The organism is Cellulomonas sp. CW35, assembly GCF_052378485.1.
Taxonomy (GTDB): Bacteria; Actinomycetota; Actinomycetes; order Actinomycetales; family Cellulomonadaceae; genus Cellulomonas; species Cellulomonas uda.
Genome location: NZ_CP199000.1, coordinates 2,121,111 through 2,134,662 on the forward strand (window position 1 = coordinate 2,121,111; position 13,552 = coordinate 2,134,662).

A 13,552-nucleotide genomic window follows, 5' to 3' on the forward strand; every position below is an offset into this window, starting at 1 on the left:
TCTCATGCGACACCACGCCTCCCTCCGAGCAGCCGACGCGGCGGCGGGGGAACCGCCCGGAGGGGACCTGCTCCCCGCCTCACCACGTGCCTCCACGGTACTCCACTTCCCTCCACAAGCACGTCGAAAATCGGCGGTTTCACCCTCGTGGCGCAGCGTTTGCGCAGGTCAGCACCGGTGGTGAGGAGTGGAGGAAGATTTCCGACACGCGTCCTGTTTCGCCGGGCAAGCGCCCACCCGCCGTGCCGTCAGGGCCGCCTCGTCCCGCTCTGTCCGGGTATGTCCCGTGCCCCGGCTGCGTGTCGTGGCGCGCACGTGGAGGGAAGTGGGGACCCACCCCCGGGTGGAAGTCCGCCCGAGTCGTCCCGCGACCGGCGAGCCGCACCGTAGGCTCGGACCCGACCGCAAGGAGGCGCCCATGCTGCAGTCCGTTCCCTCGTCCGACGAGCTCACCGACCTCGTCGGGACGACCGACCGGATGCGTTCCGCCATCGAGCACGTCGTGACAGGACGGCCCGAGCTCGTCCGCACCACGCTCGCCGTGCTGCTGGCCGAGGGGCACCTGCTCCTCGAGGACGTGCCCGGGGTGGGCAAGACCACGCTCGCCAAGGCCCTGGCCCGGACGATCGACTGCACCGTCGGACGCATCCAGTTCACGCCCGACCTCATGCCGAGCGACCTCACGGGCGTCAACATCTTCCGGGCGCAGACCAACGAGTTCGAGTTCCGGCCCGGCCCGGTCTTCGCGCACGTCGTCATCGGCGACGAGATCAACCGCGCGTCGCCCAAGACCCAGTCCGCGCTGCTCGAGTGCATGCAGGAGGGCCAGGCGACCGTCGACGGCCGCACCTACCGCCTGCCGCGGCCCTTCTTCGTCGTCGCGACGCAGAACCCCGTCGAGATGGAGGGGACCTACCCGCTCCCCGAGGCGCAGCGCGACCGGTTCATGGCGCGCCTCACGGTCGGGTACCCGAGCGTCGAGGCCGAGCTCGCCATGCTCGACCAGCAGGAGGCGTCCGACCCGCTCGCCGGCCTCAAGCCCGTCACCGACGCGGAGCACGTCGCCCGGCTCGTCGACGTCACGCGTCGGCTGTACGCGTCGGCCGCCGTCAAGCGGTACGTCGTCGACCTCGTCGGCGCCACGCGCGAGGAGCCCGGGCTCCGCCTCGGCGCGTCGCCGCGCGCCGCGATCCAGCTCCTGCGCGCCGCCAAGGGGCTCGCGGCGATCGACGGCCGTGACCACGTGCTCCCCGACGACGTGCAGCAGCTCGCGCCGTCCGTGCTCGCCCACCGGCTCCTGCCCAGCACCGAGTCCCGGCTGTCCGGGCGGTCGACCGAGTCGATCGTCGAGGGCCTCGTCGCGCGCGTCGCGGTGCCGACCGCCGACGTCGCGGGCGTGGGCGCGCGGCGCGCGGTCTGACATGCGGCTGCAGCCCACGCTGCGCGGCTGGGCGCTCGGCGCGACCGGTCTGGTCCTCGTCCTGCTCGGGATCGGCGCCGGGTCGCGCGACCTCGTCCGCATCGGCGCGGTCGCGCTCGTCGTCGTCGCGGCGGCCGCCGGGCTCGTCGCCTGGCTCGACGCGGGCGGCACGCGGCGCCCCCTGGGCGTGCGGCGCGTGGTGACGCCCAACCCGGTGCACGCGGGCGAGCGCGTCGGCGTCGAGGTCCACATCACCTCCTCGGACCCGTCGGGACGCGCCCGGCTGGCGGGGCTGAAGTTCGCCGAGCAGGCCGCCACCGAGCTGTCCGCGGGACGCCCGCTGCGCGCCCGGGTGCACCGCTCCCCCGGCTCGGTCGTCGTGTCCTACGGCGTGCAGACGGCACGCCGCGGGCGGTGGCCGCTCGGACCGCTCGTCGTGACCAGGACCGACCTGTTCGGCACCGTCGCGAGCACCACCACGCTCGGCGAGCAGGCCGAGGTCACCGTGTGGCCGACGGTCGTCCCGCTGCCGGCGCCGACCGATGTGCTCGTCGGCGAGCCCGACCGCGTCGCGCTCGGCGCCCGCTCCCCGTCGACCGACGACGCGTCCCTGCGCGACTACCGCGAGGGCGACGACCTGCGCCGCGTGCACTGGCGCAGCAGCGCGCGCCGCGGCGAGCTGCTCGTGCGGTCCGACGAGCGCGCCGGGATGCGCCCCGTGTCCGTCCTGCTCGACCTGCCGTACCGCGGCACGCACCTCGAGTGGACGATCTCGCTCGCGGCGTCCATCGCGCTCGCGATGCTCGACGCGGGCCACCCCGTGCGCCTCCTCGACGGCGTCGGCGCGCACAGCACCACGACCGGCGTGCCGTTCCTGCACACGCGGCACGACGGCGCGCGCGCCGCGCTGCTCGACCGCACGGTCGACCTCGAGGCGCCGCGCACCTCCAACGAGGCTCAGGCGCGGCTCGTCGCGGGGGCGCACCTGCTCGAGAGCACCGAGGCCGGGGGCGAGATCGTCCTCGGCGTGCTCGGGCCGCTCGGCGCCGGCGCCCGCACCGCCCTCGCGCACGTCGCGGACACCGCGCAGGGCTGGGCCGTCGTGCGCAGCGACCCGCAGCAGACCGGCGGGCAGCGCGACGCGCGAGCGACCGTCGACGCGCTGCAGCGCGCCGGGTGGCGCGCATGCGAGGCCGCCCCCGGCGAACCCCTGCTCGACTGCTGGCTGCGACTGCTCGGGAGCGCGCGATGAGCCCCCTGCACACGACCCCGCCGCGCGGGTGGCGCGCCGTCGCCACCACCGCCTTGTGCGTGCTCGGGACCATCACGTCCCTGCACGCGCTCACCAACCTGCTCGGCACCGTGCCGTGGCGCGGGCCCGTCGTCCTGCTCCTGCTCGTCACCGCCGCGGCGGTCGCCGTCGTGCGGTCCGTGACCCGCGCCGTGTGGGTCCCGACCGTGGTCGGGCTCGTCGTCGCCACCGTCGCCGTGCTGCTGCGGTACGGGGCACCGCCCGGACGCCTGCAGCTCGTGCCCGACCTCTCGTCGTGGGAGCGCACCAGCGCCCTGTGGTCGCAGGGTGTGCACCTCGTCGAGGTCGCGGTCGTCCCCGTCGACGTCGTGCGACCGCTCGAGCTGCTGCTCGCGGTCGGCGCGCTGCTCGTGTTCCTCGCGGCCGACCTGCTCGCCGTCGGCCTCGCGATGCCCGCGCTCGCCGGCGTCGCGTTCGCCGCGATGTGGACCCCGACGATCGTGCTCGAGTTCCCAGGCCGCGGCTCCGCGATCCTCTGGACCGGCCTGGTCTACCTGCTCCTGCTCGCCCTGAGCGTCGCGCCCCAGCAGACCCGCGCCGACAACGCCCGGCGTGCGGGGCGGGCGACCGCCTCCGCGGTCGCGGTCGTCGCCGTCGCGCTCGTCGCGGGCCCCGTGCTCGCCGCCCTGCCCGGCTGGTCGGCGTGGGGACTGCCGCAGTTCGGCTCCGGCACGGGCGGGCCCGTCGACCTCGCGGCCGACCTCGACGTGCGCGCGAGCCTCGGCGGACGCACCGACCGGGCCGTGCTGCTCTACCAGGTCCACGCGCCGGGCCAGGACGACGACGCACCCGCCCCCACGCCGAGCACGACCGCCGCGCCCGCCGTCAACGCGAACTCCGTCGGCCCGCTGCGCGCCATGACGCTCCTGTCCTTCGACGGACGCTCGTGGCATGCCGACTCCGACTCCGGCCGGTCGCTCGAGATCGGGGCGCTCCCCGGCCTCCTCTCCCCCGACCCGGACCGCCTCGGCACCGAGCCGGACGCCGAGCGCGGGACCCTCGCCGTCGTCGACGTGGAGGTCGGCGCGCTCGAGGACGACCAGCTGCCCATCCCGGTCTTCCCGCGGACGCTCATGATCGACGGTGACTGGACGTACGACCCCGTGCGCGACCAGGTCGACGGGTCGGGCGACACGTACGAGGGCCAGCAGTTCTCCATGGTCGTCGAGATCCCGTCCCTCACCGCCGACGACCTCGCCGACGCCCGCGTGGGCGACCCGGGCGACCCACGCGCTCTCGAGGTGCCCACGAGCTCCCACGCCGGGGACATCCGCGACCTCGCCGTCGAGCTGACCCGCGAGGCCGACACGCCCTACGAGTCCGCGATGGCCCTGCAGTCGTACCTCCGCTCCGCGGCGAACTTCACCTACGACACCCGCGTCGCCCCCGCCCGGACCGACGACGCCGTCTGGGACTTCCTGGAGTCCCGTCAGGGCTACTGCGTGCAGTTCGCGACCGCGATGACCGTGATGGCCCGCTCGATCGGCATCCCCGCGCGCGTCGGCGTCGGGTTCCTGCCCGGCTCGTCCGACGACGGCACCTACGTCATCACCGGTCAGCAGTCGCACGCGTGGCCCGAACTGTACTTCGAGGGCCACGGCTGGGTGCGGTTCGAGCCGACGCCCGCCATCCAGACCGGCGCGCCGCCGCCGTGGAGCGACCCGCTCCTCAACACGGGTGGCGGCGCCCGTCCCACGCAGGAGGCGCTGCCCACCGCCCAGCCCGGTCCCGCCGCGACCGGCCAGGCCACCGCCGCACCGCGCACCGGGAGCGCCACGCAGGACGACACCTGGGTCCCCGTCGCCGTGACCGTCGCCGTCGTCCTCGCGCTCGCCGCGCTGGTCGTCACGCTCATCACCCGGCGACGCGCGCGCGTGCTCGCCGACCTCACCCCCGAGCAGGCCTGGGCGCGGCTGCGACGCTCGCTCGGACGGTTCGGGATCCGCTGGTCCGCCGCGACCACGCCGCGCTCCGCCGTGGCGTCCGTGCAACGCCAGGTCTCCGCGCTCGCCGGGCAGCCGCTCGGCGACGACGCGGTCGCGGCGCTCCACGAGCTCGCGCACGCGCTCGAGCTCTCGCGCTACGCCCCCCAGCCGCCGGTGGCGACCCCCGGCGCCGCGGCCGGGGACGTCGAGCGGGTCCTGGCCGGTGTGCGTGCGGCCGGCGTGACCCGCTCCGGGGCGGTCGCGCACACCGTGCGCTCCCTCCCCGGTGCGGCCTGGCTACGCGGGCGCCGCGCGCGGCGCTCGCGCGCGGCGCAGCGACCGGCCGAGCGCGCGGACGCGCACACCGGTTCGGGCGACTGACACCGCGCGTCCGCTGACACTGCGGAGCGCCCGCCTCCGGGTCACCGGGGGCGGGCGCTCATGCCCGTCGGTCCGCCGACTCCCAGACGTCCCGAGGGCCGTGAAAAGGGCGGGAAGGGAGGCGTGCCGGGATCAGAGGCCGCCGTGCTCGCCGCGGCGGCGGTCCCAGCGGTCCTCCATGCGTGCCATGAAGCCCTGCCCCTTGGGCCGGCGCCCCTGCGACTGCTTGTGTCCCGACGCCTTGCGCACGGAGCCGTCGTCGGCGACGACCCCGGTCGGCCCGGAGGCGCGGTGCGGGCGCGCGAACGCATACGCGACCGCGGCGAACATGACGATGAAGCCGAGCACGCCGAGGAGGGGCAGGCTCCCGGCGGCGCCGATGACGAGCAGCAGGAGCCCGAGAGCCGCACCGATCCCGGCCACGACGTAGCGCCCCACAGCCCGCCGACCGCGCTGGGTGAGCGTGTTCGCCAGGCGTGGGTCGTCGGACGCGAGCTGGCGCTCCATCTGCTCCAGGACGCGCTGCTCGTACTCAGAGAGAGGCATCCCGACCCCCGATGGTCTGTGTCGACGAACGTGTCGGGTTCAGGATAGATCCGCCACCTGGAAGGTGGTAGTCGAGCGGTCGGTGGACGGCGCGTCGAGAGCCGCCCCGGAGCGGATCGCGAGCGTCCCGAACCGGTCCCGCACCTCGTCCATAGCGCGCTCGGCCTCCCGCCGCGCCTGCGCCGGACCTGGGCCCTCCCCGGCGACGTCGTCGAGCGTCGGCTGAAGCGCCGCCTCGGCGACCGCGGACAGCGAGTCGACCCGCACACCCACCAGCCGTACGGGCAGTCCCCGCAGGTCCACGCCCGCCAGGAGCGTGCGCGCGGCGAGGTAGATCTCGCGTCCGACGTCCGTGGGGGTCGCGAGCGTGCGCGAGCGTGTGAGCGTACGGAAGTCCGACGTGCGGACCTTCACGGTCACCGTCCGCCCGACCAGCCCGCGCTGCCGCAGGCGACGCGCACACCTGTCGGAGAGGTCCAACGCCTTCGCCTGGACGACCCCGAGATCGTGCTCGTCCGTGACGAACGTCTCCTCCGAGCCGATCGACTTCTCCTCGCGTCCCGGCTGGACCGGCCTCGGGTCCCGGCCCCACGCGAGGTCGTGCAGGTGTGCACCGGCCACCTTGCCGATCGCCCGCTGCACCGTCGCGACGTCGCAGTCCGCGAGCTCCGCGACCGTCGTGATCCCCCACCGCGCGAGCGCCGCCTCGGTGCGCTCGCCGACGCCCCAGAGCGCACCGACGGGCAGCTCGCGCAGGAAGGCGACGGTCGCGGCCTTGGGGACGAGCAGGACGCCGTCGGGCTTGGCGTGCCCCGACGCGAGCTTGGCGACGAACTTGGTCGCCGCGATGCCGACCGAGCACGTGATCCCGTAACGCCGGTGCACGGTCTCGCGCACGGCTGCGGCGATCTGCGTCGGCGGGCCGAGCCGGCGCCGCGCGCCGGAGACGTCGAGGAACGCCTCGTCGACGCTCACCTGCTCCACGAGCGCCGTGACGTCCGACAGCACCTCCATCACGCCGACCGACACCTCGTGGTAGGCCCGGTGGTCGGGTGGCACGACCACGGCCTTCGGGCACAGCCGCAGCGCGGCCGTCATCGGCATCGCCGAGTGGACGCCGTACGCCCGTGCCTCGTACGTCGCGGCGAGCACCACGCCACGCGCGGCGCCGCCCACGATCACGGGTCGGCCGCGCAGCTGGGGTCTACGGGCGAGCTCGACCGACGCGAAGAACGCGTCCATGTCGACGTGCAGGACCGAGCACCCGTCCTCGCTCGACCCCCAGTCGCGCCGGACGTGCTCCGCGCGCGGACCGCGGCTCATGACGCCCGCACGGCGAGCATCCGAGGACCGGTGCCGATCTCGGCCTCCGCGTCCTCCGCGAGCACGAGCTCGCGCGCGGCGTCGACGAGGTCCTCCGCGGCGCACAGCGTCCGCTCCGCGCGCTCGTCGTCCACGAGGTCGAACCGGCCGGCGTCGACCGCGGAGCGCAGCGCCGCACCGTCGGCGAAGAACTGCGCGAGCGGGGCGAGCTCCGGGGCCACCCGGGTGAGCATCCCCCAGACGGTCCGCGGCGCGCCGCGCCCGGACGGGGTGCCCCGCCGCGCGAGGACCGCCGCACCGGCACGCAGACCGGCGAGGTGCGCGTGACCGAGCCGCTCCCACGGCTCGGTCGAGTACTGGGCGGCGAGCAGCTCGGCGTCGGCACGCCCCAGCAGCTCCTGAGCGCGTCCGCTGTGGATCACCGCCATGCCCGCCACCTCATCTCTCACCGCCCACCTGTGGAACCAGTATCGAACGCCTGTTCGAGTCCCGTCAACCCCGGCGGTCGCGGTCCGCCCGCCTAGAGTCGGCACCATGCCCGACCGAGCACGACGCCCAGGCTCCCACCGACCTCCGACACCCCGTCCGCTGCCCGGACGCGGTCGCGGCCGCCAGGGTGCCCGCACGCTGCGCGAGACCTGGCCGGTCGGGCCCGTCGAGATCCCCACGGGCACCGTCGAGGTCGTGCCGGACCCGGACCACGCGGCGGGGGCCACGCTGCTCGTCAACGGCGTGCCGAGCTCCTACGTCGACCTCGACGACCCCGGCGTGCTGGCGTTCGAGTACATGCAGCAGATGGCGCTCGTGGTCGACGCGCTGCGCCCCGGCGAGCCGCTCGACGTCGTGCACCTCGGCGCCGCGGGCTGCGCGCTCGCGCGCGCCATCGACTGGACGCGGCCGGGCTCGCGCCAGGTCGCGGTCGAGCTCGACGCGCGTCTGCCGGAGCTCGTGCGCACCTGGTTCGGGCTGCCGCGCTCCCCCGCGCTGCGCATCCGCGCGGGGGACGCCCGCGCCCAGCTCGCGCTGCTGCACGGCGCCTCGGCCGACGTCGTCGTGCGCGACGTGTTCGCGGGCGACACGACACCGGCGCACGTCACGACCATCGAGATGGTCCGCGACGTGGCGCGGGTCCTGCGTCCCGGTGGCGCCTACCTCGTCAACTGCGCCGACGGTGCCGACCTCGTCCGGGCACGCAGCGAGGCCGCGACCCTCACCGAGGTGTTCGCCGACGTCGTGGCGATCGCGGAGCCCGCGCTGCTGCGCGGACGGGGGTACGGCAACGTCGTGCTGGCCGCGAGCGACGACCCCGACCTGCTGGCCGTCGCCGGGCTGGCGCGCGCGGTCCGCAGCCTCCCGGCCCCCGCGCGCCTGCTGCGCGGCGACGAGCTGCGCGCGCTCGTCGGGGACGCGGCCGTGCTCCGGGACCCGCCACCGGACCCGCAGGACGCCGCCTGACGAGCACCGGGTGGGCGGCGGGGGCGCACCCGCTCCGCGGACCCGCTCGGGGATTGGGTCAGGGACCTGGCCAGGGACCCGGTCGAAGAACCCGTGCGGAGGACGACGAAGGGGCCGCCGTCACGGCGGCCCCTTCGCGGAGTCGTGCACGCGCCAGGGCGCGGCGGCACTCAGAGGGGGCGGACCTCCTCGGCCTGCGGACCCTTCTGGCCCTGCGTGATCTCGAACTCGACGCGCTGACCCTCCTCGAGGGAGCGGTAGCCCTGCGACTGGATCGCGGAGTAGTGGACGAAGACGTCGGCGCCGCCGCCGTCCTGGGCGATGAACCCGTAGCCCTTCTCAGCGTTGAACCACTTGACAGCACCCTGTGCCATGTCTTGCTTCCTTGTCGTTCCACTCGGTGACGCGTGCGGACCTGCTCCGCACGCGCTGCCGCAATGCCTCACGTCCTGCACCGGGTGGGCCAGCCTCGCGGCTGGTGGGACACCCGCTCCCGAGCCGGGCAGACCCCGGGGAGCGAGGGCACCGGTCAAGCGATCACGCCACTGCAACGGCCCGATCCTTGCACCGGGGATGTGTGCTGCGCCACGCCTGGAAGCGCCCGTCCGCCCACGATTCGACAACGATTGGGTAAACACCCGGGGCACGCTGGTCCTATCGGGTGACCAGGCGTGCCGCGCGTCGGGCTCCCTCAGTCGGTCGTGTCGTCGCGCTGCTGCGCCAGGAAGCGCTCGAACTCGGCGCCCAGCTCGTCGGCCGTCGGCAGGTCCGACGCCTGCGCCAGCAGGCTCGTGCGGCCCGCGCTGCGGCTGAAGGCGTCGTACTGCTCCTCGAGCGCGGACACCAGCTGGCGCACCTCGTCGGACTGCTCCACCTGACGCTCGATCTCGAGGGTCGCGTCGGTCGCGGCCGCCTCCAGCTCGCCCGTCCGCAGGTCGAGGCCGGTCGCGCGCTCCACGGCGCGCAGCCCCGCGATGGTCGCCTGCGGGTACTGCGACTGCGCCAGGTAGTGCGGCACGTGCACCGCGAAGCCCACCGCGTCGTGACCGGCCTGCCCGAGCCGGTACTCGAGCAGCGCTCCCGCGCTCGCCGGGACCTGGACGGTGCCGAACCAGGACGGGTGGTCCGCGACGAGCTCGTCGCGCGTCGCGTGGGCGGTGAACGACACGGGTCGCGTGTGCGGCAGACCCATGGGGATGCCGTGCAGCCCGACGGTGAGGGGCACGTCGAAGCGCTCGACGAGCTCGCGCACCGCCGCCACGTACCGCTCCCACTGCACGTCCGGCTCGTGGCCGTGCAGGAGCAGGAACGGTACGCCCTCGGCGTCGCGCACCAGGTCGACGACGAGCTCGGGCTCGGCGTACGCCGACCACGTGCTCGCGTCGAACGTCATCATGGGGCGGCGCGAGCGGTAGTCGACGAGCTGGTCGGTGTCGAACGTCGCGAGCCGCGTGTGCGCGAGCTCCTCGACCAGGTGCTCGACCGCGAGCTGCCCGGCGGCGCCCGCGTCGACGAACCCGCGCACCGCGTGCACGAGCACGGGACCCGAACCCTGCGCCAGGGAGCGGGCGCGGACCTCGGCAGCGACCGCCGGGTCCACCTGGTAGATCTCGCTGGGGTCCAGCATCGTCGTGGGCGCTCCTGTCGTCCTGAGGTCTGCCGGCCGTCGGCCGGACGTCTGCGCACCTCAACGCGTGCGCCCCGGCGAGGATTCCCACCGGGGCGCACGAGGAGACCGCGCCCGCGGGGCGGGCGGCGTCAGGAGGGGTCAGTGCTGGGGCAGCCGCACGACCTCGACGAAGAACTCGTCGATCTGCCGGACGACGGTGATGAACGCGTCGAAGTCGACCGGCTTGGTGACGTAGGCGTTCGCGTGCAGCGCGTACGACCGCACGACGTCCTCCTCGGCCTCCGACGTCGTGAGCACGACGACCGGGATCGCCCGCAGCCGCTCGTCGGCCTTGAGGGCCTGCAGCACCTCGCGCCCGTCCATGCGCGGCAGGTTGAGGTCGAGCAGCACCAGGTCCGGCGTGGGCGCGTCCGCGTGCTCACCCTCCTTGCGCAGGTAGGCGAGCGCGCTCACGCCGTCGGCCATGACGGTCAGGGTGTTGCGCACCTTGTTGTGCTCGAAGGCCTCGCGCGTCATGAGCACGTCGCCGGGGTCGTCCTCGACGAGCAGGACGTCGATGGTCTTGCGTGGCATCAGGTGCTCCGTTCGGGGCCGGTGTTGTGTCAGGTCTCGTCGGCGGCGGGTGCTGCGGACTGTGCCGAGTCGGGCGGCGCGGTCTCGACCAGCTCCCCCGGACGGTTGTGCGGGAGGGTCCAGCACACGCGCGTCCCGATGCCGGAGGCCGGCTGGTCGATCCAGATCCGCCCGCCGTGGAACTCGACGATCTTCTTGCACAGCGCCAACCCGATCCCGGTGCCCTCGTAGACGTCCTTGGCGTGCAGCCGCTGGAAGATCACGAAGACGCGCTCGGCGTACTGCGGGTCGATGCCGATGCCGTCATCCTCGCACGCCAGCTCCCACCCCTCGTCCGTCTCGCGCGCGTAGACGTGCACGCGCGCGGGACGGTCCGGGTGGCGGAACTTGACCGCGTTCGCGACGAGGTTGGCGAACAGCTGGACCAGCAGCGGCTCCTCACCGACGACGACGGGCAGCGGGTCGTGCGTGACGACCGCGCCGGCGTCCGTGATCGCCTCCGACTGCTGCTCGACCGCCTCGTCGAGGGCCGTGGTGAGGTCCACCTCGGTGAGCTCCTTGCCGACCCGCCCCACGCGCGAGAACCCGAGCAGGTCCTGGATGAGCCGCTGCATCCGCTTGGCACCGTCGACGGCGAACTCGATGTACTGGTCGGCGCGCTCGTCGAGCTTGCCGCCGTAGCGCTTCTGCAGCAGCTGCGTGAAGCTCGCGACCTTGCGCAGCGGCTCCTGCAGGTCGTGCGAGGCGACGTAGGCGAACTGCTCCAGGTCGCGGTTCGAGCGGCGCAGCTCCTCGGCCTGGGTCGCGAGCTGCGCGTGCGCGAGCTCGACCTCACGCTGCGCGTCCCGCGTCCGGCCCATCTCGTCGACGAGAGTCGTGCGCATCTGCTCGACGTCGGCGGCCAGCGTGGCGACCTCGCCCGGTCCGCGCACCGTCACGGGGTGGAGCAGGTCCCCCGACGCGACCACGCGCGCGTCCGCGCCGACGACCTCGAGCGGCTCGATCACCCAGCGTCGCAGCGCGATCCACGTCCCCACGCCCAGCACGACGATCGTCCCGACCAGCACGGGAACCACGAGCGTCGCGAGGCGCGTCCAGGTGGTGAGCTCGTCCGCGACGTCGGCGCGCAGCCCCCGCAGCTCGTCGACGAACGCGACGGCGGCCGCCCGGACCTCGTCGAACCGTGCACGTCCCTGCACGACCTGCGCGTCCTTGACCGACTCCGGGCCACGTGCCTCGATCTGCGCGACCAGGGGTGCGGCGTAGTCGTCGTACCAGGCCTGCGCGAGGTCCTGGGCGCGCTGCGCGGCCGCGGTCGTACCCGGGTCCTCGCGCACGCGCGCCACGTCCCGCGCGATGTCGACGAAGCCGATCGGCCGCTCGCTCGCGGCCTCGTACGGGTCGAGGAACCGCCGCTCGCCCGTGAGCGCGAACCCGCGCAGGCCCGTCTCGGCGTCGATGAGCGCGATGTACGCGGTGTCGGTCTCGGTGATCGCGTCGAACAGGTCCCGCGTGACGATCTCCTGGCGCTGCACCTGCTGGGAGTACGCGACCGCGGCGAGCGCGACGACGAGCACGAGCAGCACGCCGACGACCGAGAACCACCCCCGCAGCCGTTCGCGCAGCGTCTGCTCTCCCCGCGAGCCGGCGGAAGCGGTCGCCGCGGCGGCGAGCGCGGGGCTCACGCGTGCCACCCCACGACGACGACGGCGGCGTCGTCGACGAGGTCGCCGCCGTGCGCGGCGCGCACGCCCTCGATCACCCGGTCGACCAGCGCCGGTCCGTCCGGCTCCCGCGCGCACGCGGCGAGCGACTCGTCCACGACCGCCAGCAGGCCGGCCTTGCCGATCCGGTCGGACGAGCCCGCGAGCGTCGCCTCCATCAACCCGTCGGTGTGCAGCAGAATCCCCCAGTCGTCGCCGAGCTCGAGCCGCAGCGGCTCCCAGCCTCCCCTGACCGGGATGCCCAGCGCACGGCCGCGGCGCGCGCCGCTCACCATCGTCGAGGGCGGCCCGAGCAGGAACGGCACGGGGTGCCCCGCGAGGTACACGTCGGCGGCGGCGCGGTCCGCGTCGACCGCGACCATCGCGAACGTCGTGAAGATCTCGGGCGACGGGCGCTCCGACTCGAGCACCCGCTCGAGCAGGGCCAGCAGGTCCCGCGTGGGCACCTCGGCGAGCACGAGCGTGCGCCACGCGGTGCGCAGCGTGGCGCCGAGCGCGGCCTCGTCGGGCCCGTGCCCGCACACGTCGCCGACGATGGCCAGCACGGTGCCGTCGGGGCGGGCCACCGCGTCGTAGAAGTCACCGCCGAGCACGCCGTCGCGACCCGCGCGGTACCCGACGGCCAGCTCGATCGTCCCGGCGGGCACGGCGGGCCGCGGCAGCAGCGCCTGCTCGAGACGCGTCGTCTCCTGCTCGCGCACGACGCTGCGGTACAGGGCGCGGTCGGCGTCCTCGAGCCGACGACGCGCGATCGCGTACCGCACCGACCGGACGAGCCGCTCGCCGTCGACGTCGCTCTTGTCGAGGTAGTCCTGGGCGCCCGCGGCCACCGCGGCGACGCCGGCGTGCGCGTCGGCCAGCCCGGTGAGCACGACGACGGCCGGCGCGCCCGCCGCGAGCAGCCGCTCGAGCGCCGGGAGCCCGGCCGCGTCCGGCAGGCCGAGGTCGAGCAGCACGCAGTCGACGTCGAGCATCGTGACGGCCTCGTCGAGCGTGCGCGCGCGCCGCAGGTCGGCGTCGAGCCCGGCGTCCGCGAGGTGCTCGGTGGCGAGAACCCAGTCGCCCTCGTCGTCCTCGACCACGAGCACGCGCAGCGGCCCGGGCTCCGCGCCCGCGGGGGCGTCCACCTCGATCACGGCTGTCTCCTTCCTCGGCCCTGCGCAGCGTACGGGGCGTACCGCGACCGCGCAGGTCAGCAGGTCGGGTGGGTGCGGCGGGGCCGCGAGGTCCGTGGCGTGCGGGTGGAACGGCGGCGCGCTCGTC

General features: G+C 74.8%; 12 protein-coding genes. 4 read left to right on the forward strand and 8 right to left on the reverse strand.

Annotation, left to right across the window (positions count from 1 at the left end):
- Positions 1-418 precede the first annotated feature (418 nt).
- The 3 genes from ACT17Q_RS09725 to ACT17Q_RS09735 are packed head-to-tail and all read left to right on the forward strand — an operon-like array spanning position 419 to position 5,038.
- Entirely contained in the window at positions 419-1,420 is a 1,002-nt protein-coding gene (locus tag ACT17Q_RS09725; RefSeq protein WP_141318572.1) for an AAA family ATPase, read from the forward strand.
- Position 1,421: 1 nt separating this feature from the next.
- Positions 1,422-2,672, forward strand: coding sequence for a DUF58 domain-containing protein (locus tag ACT17Q_RS09730; RefSeq protein WP_094179816.1), 1,251 nt, complete (start codon positions 1,422-1,424; stop codon positions 2,670-2,672).
- A complete protein-coding gene (locus ACT17Q_RS09735) occupies positions 2,669-5,038 on the forward strand; it encodes a transglutaminase family protein (protein WP_444662138.1) in 2,370 nt (789 codons plus the stop codon). Before ACT17Q_RS09730 ends, ACT17Q_RS09735 begins: the two co-directional genes overlap by 4 nt.
- A 132-nt stretch (positions 5,039-5,170) precedes the next feature.
- Here ACT17Q_RS09735 and ACT17Q_RS09740 read toward each other — a convergent pair whose 3' ends face one another.
- From ACT17Q_RS09740 to ACT17Q_RS09750, 3 genes are read right to left on the reverse strand one after another with little or no spacing between them, the layout of a single operon-like run.
- Positions 5,171-5,584, reverse strand: a complete 414-nt coding sequence (locus ACT17Q_RS09740) for a DUF3040 domain-containing protein (RefSeq protein ID WP_094179814.1) — start codon at positions 5,582-5,584, stop codon at positions 5,171-5,173.
- Between the two features lie 39 nt (positions 5,585-5,623).
- Positions 5,624-6,907: a DNA polymerase IV gene (locus tag ACT17Q_RS09745; protein WP_094179813.1), complete on the reverse strand. Its 1,284-nt coding sequence runs from the start codon at positions 6,905-6,907 to the stop codon at positions 5,624-5,626.
- Complete coding sequence (locus ACT17Q_RS09750) at positions 6,904-7,335, reverse strand: SAV_6107 family HEPN domain-containing protein (RefSeq protein WP_094179812.1); 432 nt, start codon at positions 7,333-7,335, stop codon at positions 6,904-6,906. The genes ACT17Q_RS09745 and ACT17Q_RS09750 overlap by 4 nt, the downstream gene beginning before the upstream one ends.
- Positions 7,336-7,441: 106 nt before the next feature.
- Between ACT17Q_RS09750 and ACT17Q_RS09755 the strand changes: the two genes are divergently transcribed.
- Positions 7,442-8,362, forward strand: a complete 921-nt coding sequence (locus ACT17Q_RS09755; RefSeq protein ID WP_444662141.1) for a spermidine synthase — start codon at positions 7,442-7,444, stop codon at positions 8,360-8,362.
- A gap of 170 nt (positions 8,363-8,532) precedes the next feature.
- On the opposite strand, the gene ACT17Q_RS09760 is transcribed toward ACT17Q_RS09755, so the two are convergent.
- From ACT17Q_RS09760 to ACT17Q_RS09780, 5 genes are all read right to left on the reverse strand, one after another.
- On the reverse strand, positions 8,533-8,736 hold the full coding sequence (locus ACT17Q_RS09760) for a cold-shock protein (RefSeq protein WP_094179810.1): 204 nt from the start codon (positions 8,734-8,736) through the stop codon (positions 8,533-8,535).
- Positions 8,737-9,053: 317 nt separating this feature from the next.
- Positions 9,054-9,989, reverse strand: coding sequence for a proteasome assembly chaperone family protein (locus ACT17Q_RS09765; protein WP_094179809.1), 936 nt, complete (start codon positions 9,987-9,989; stop codon positions 9,054-9,056).
- 141 nt (positions 9,990-10,130) lie between these two features.
- Positions 10,131-10,565 carry a response regulator gene (locus ACT17Q_RS09770; RefSeq protein ID WP_094179808.1) on the reverse strand — a complete coding sequence of 145 codons (435 nt, stop codon included), beginning with the start codon at positions 10,563-10,565 and terminating at the stop codon, positions 10,131-10,133.
- Positions 10,566-10,594: 29 nt separating this feature from the next.
- Positions 10,595-12,250: a sensor histidine kinase gene (locus ACT17Q_RS09775; RefSeq protein WP_444662144.1), complete on the reverse strand. Its 1,656-nt coding sequence runs from the start codon at positions 12,248-12,250 to the stop codon at positions 10,595-10,597.
- Positions 12,247-13,425, reverse strand: a complete 1,179-nt coding sequence (locus ACT17Q_RS09780) for a PP2C family protein-serine/threonine phosphatase (protein ID WP_444662146.1) — start codon at positions 13,423-13,425, stop codon at positions 12,247-12,249. Before ACT17Q_RS09780 ends, ACT17Q_RS09775 begins: the two co-directional genes overlap by 4 nt.
- Between the last annotated feature and the right edge of the window lie 127 nt (positions 13,426-13,552).

Coding starts and splice junctions, on each gene's coding strand:
- ACT17Q_RS09770 (WP_094179808.1), bottom strand. CDS start 10,565: ATGCCACGCAAGACCATCGACGTCCTGCTCGTCGAGGACGACCCCGGC.
- ACT17Q_RS09750 (WP_094179812.1), bottom strand. CDS start 7,335: ATGGCGGTGATCCACAGCGGACGCGCTCAGGAGCTGCTGGGGCGTGCC.
- ACT17Q_RS09725 (WP_141318572.1), top strand. CDS start 419: ATGCTGCAGTCCGTTCCCTCGTCCGACGAGCTCACCGACCTCGTCGGG.
- ACT17Q_RS09740 (WP_094179814.1), bottom strand. CDS start 5,584: ATGCCTCTCTCTGAGTACGAGCAGCGCGTCCTGGAGCAGATGGAGCGC.
- ACT17Q_RS09755 (WP_444662141.1), top strand. CDS start 7,442: ATGCCCGACCGAGCACGACGCCCAGGCTCCCACCGACCTCCGACACCC.
- ACT17Q_RS09745 (WP_094179813.1), bottom strand. CDS start 6,907: ATGAGCCGCGGTCCGCGCGCGGAGCACGTCCGGCGCGACTGGGGGTCG.
- ACT17Q_RS09765 (WP_094179809.1), bottom strand. CDS start 9,989: ATGCTGGACCCCAGCGAGATCTACCAGGTGGACCCGGCGGTCGCTGCC.
- ACT17Q_RS09730 (WP_094179816.1), top strand. CDS start 1,422: ATGCGGCTGCAGCCCACGCTGCGCGGCTGGGCGCTCGGCGCGACCGGT.
- ACT17Q_RS09760 (WP_094179810.1), bottom strand. CDS start 8,736: ATGGCACAGGGTGCTGTCAAGTGGTTCAACGCTGAGAAGGGCTACGGG.
- ACT17Q_RS09735 (WP_444662138.1), top strand. CDS start 2,669: ATGAGCCCCCTGCACACGACCCCGCCGCGCGGGTGGCGCGCCGTCGCC.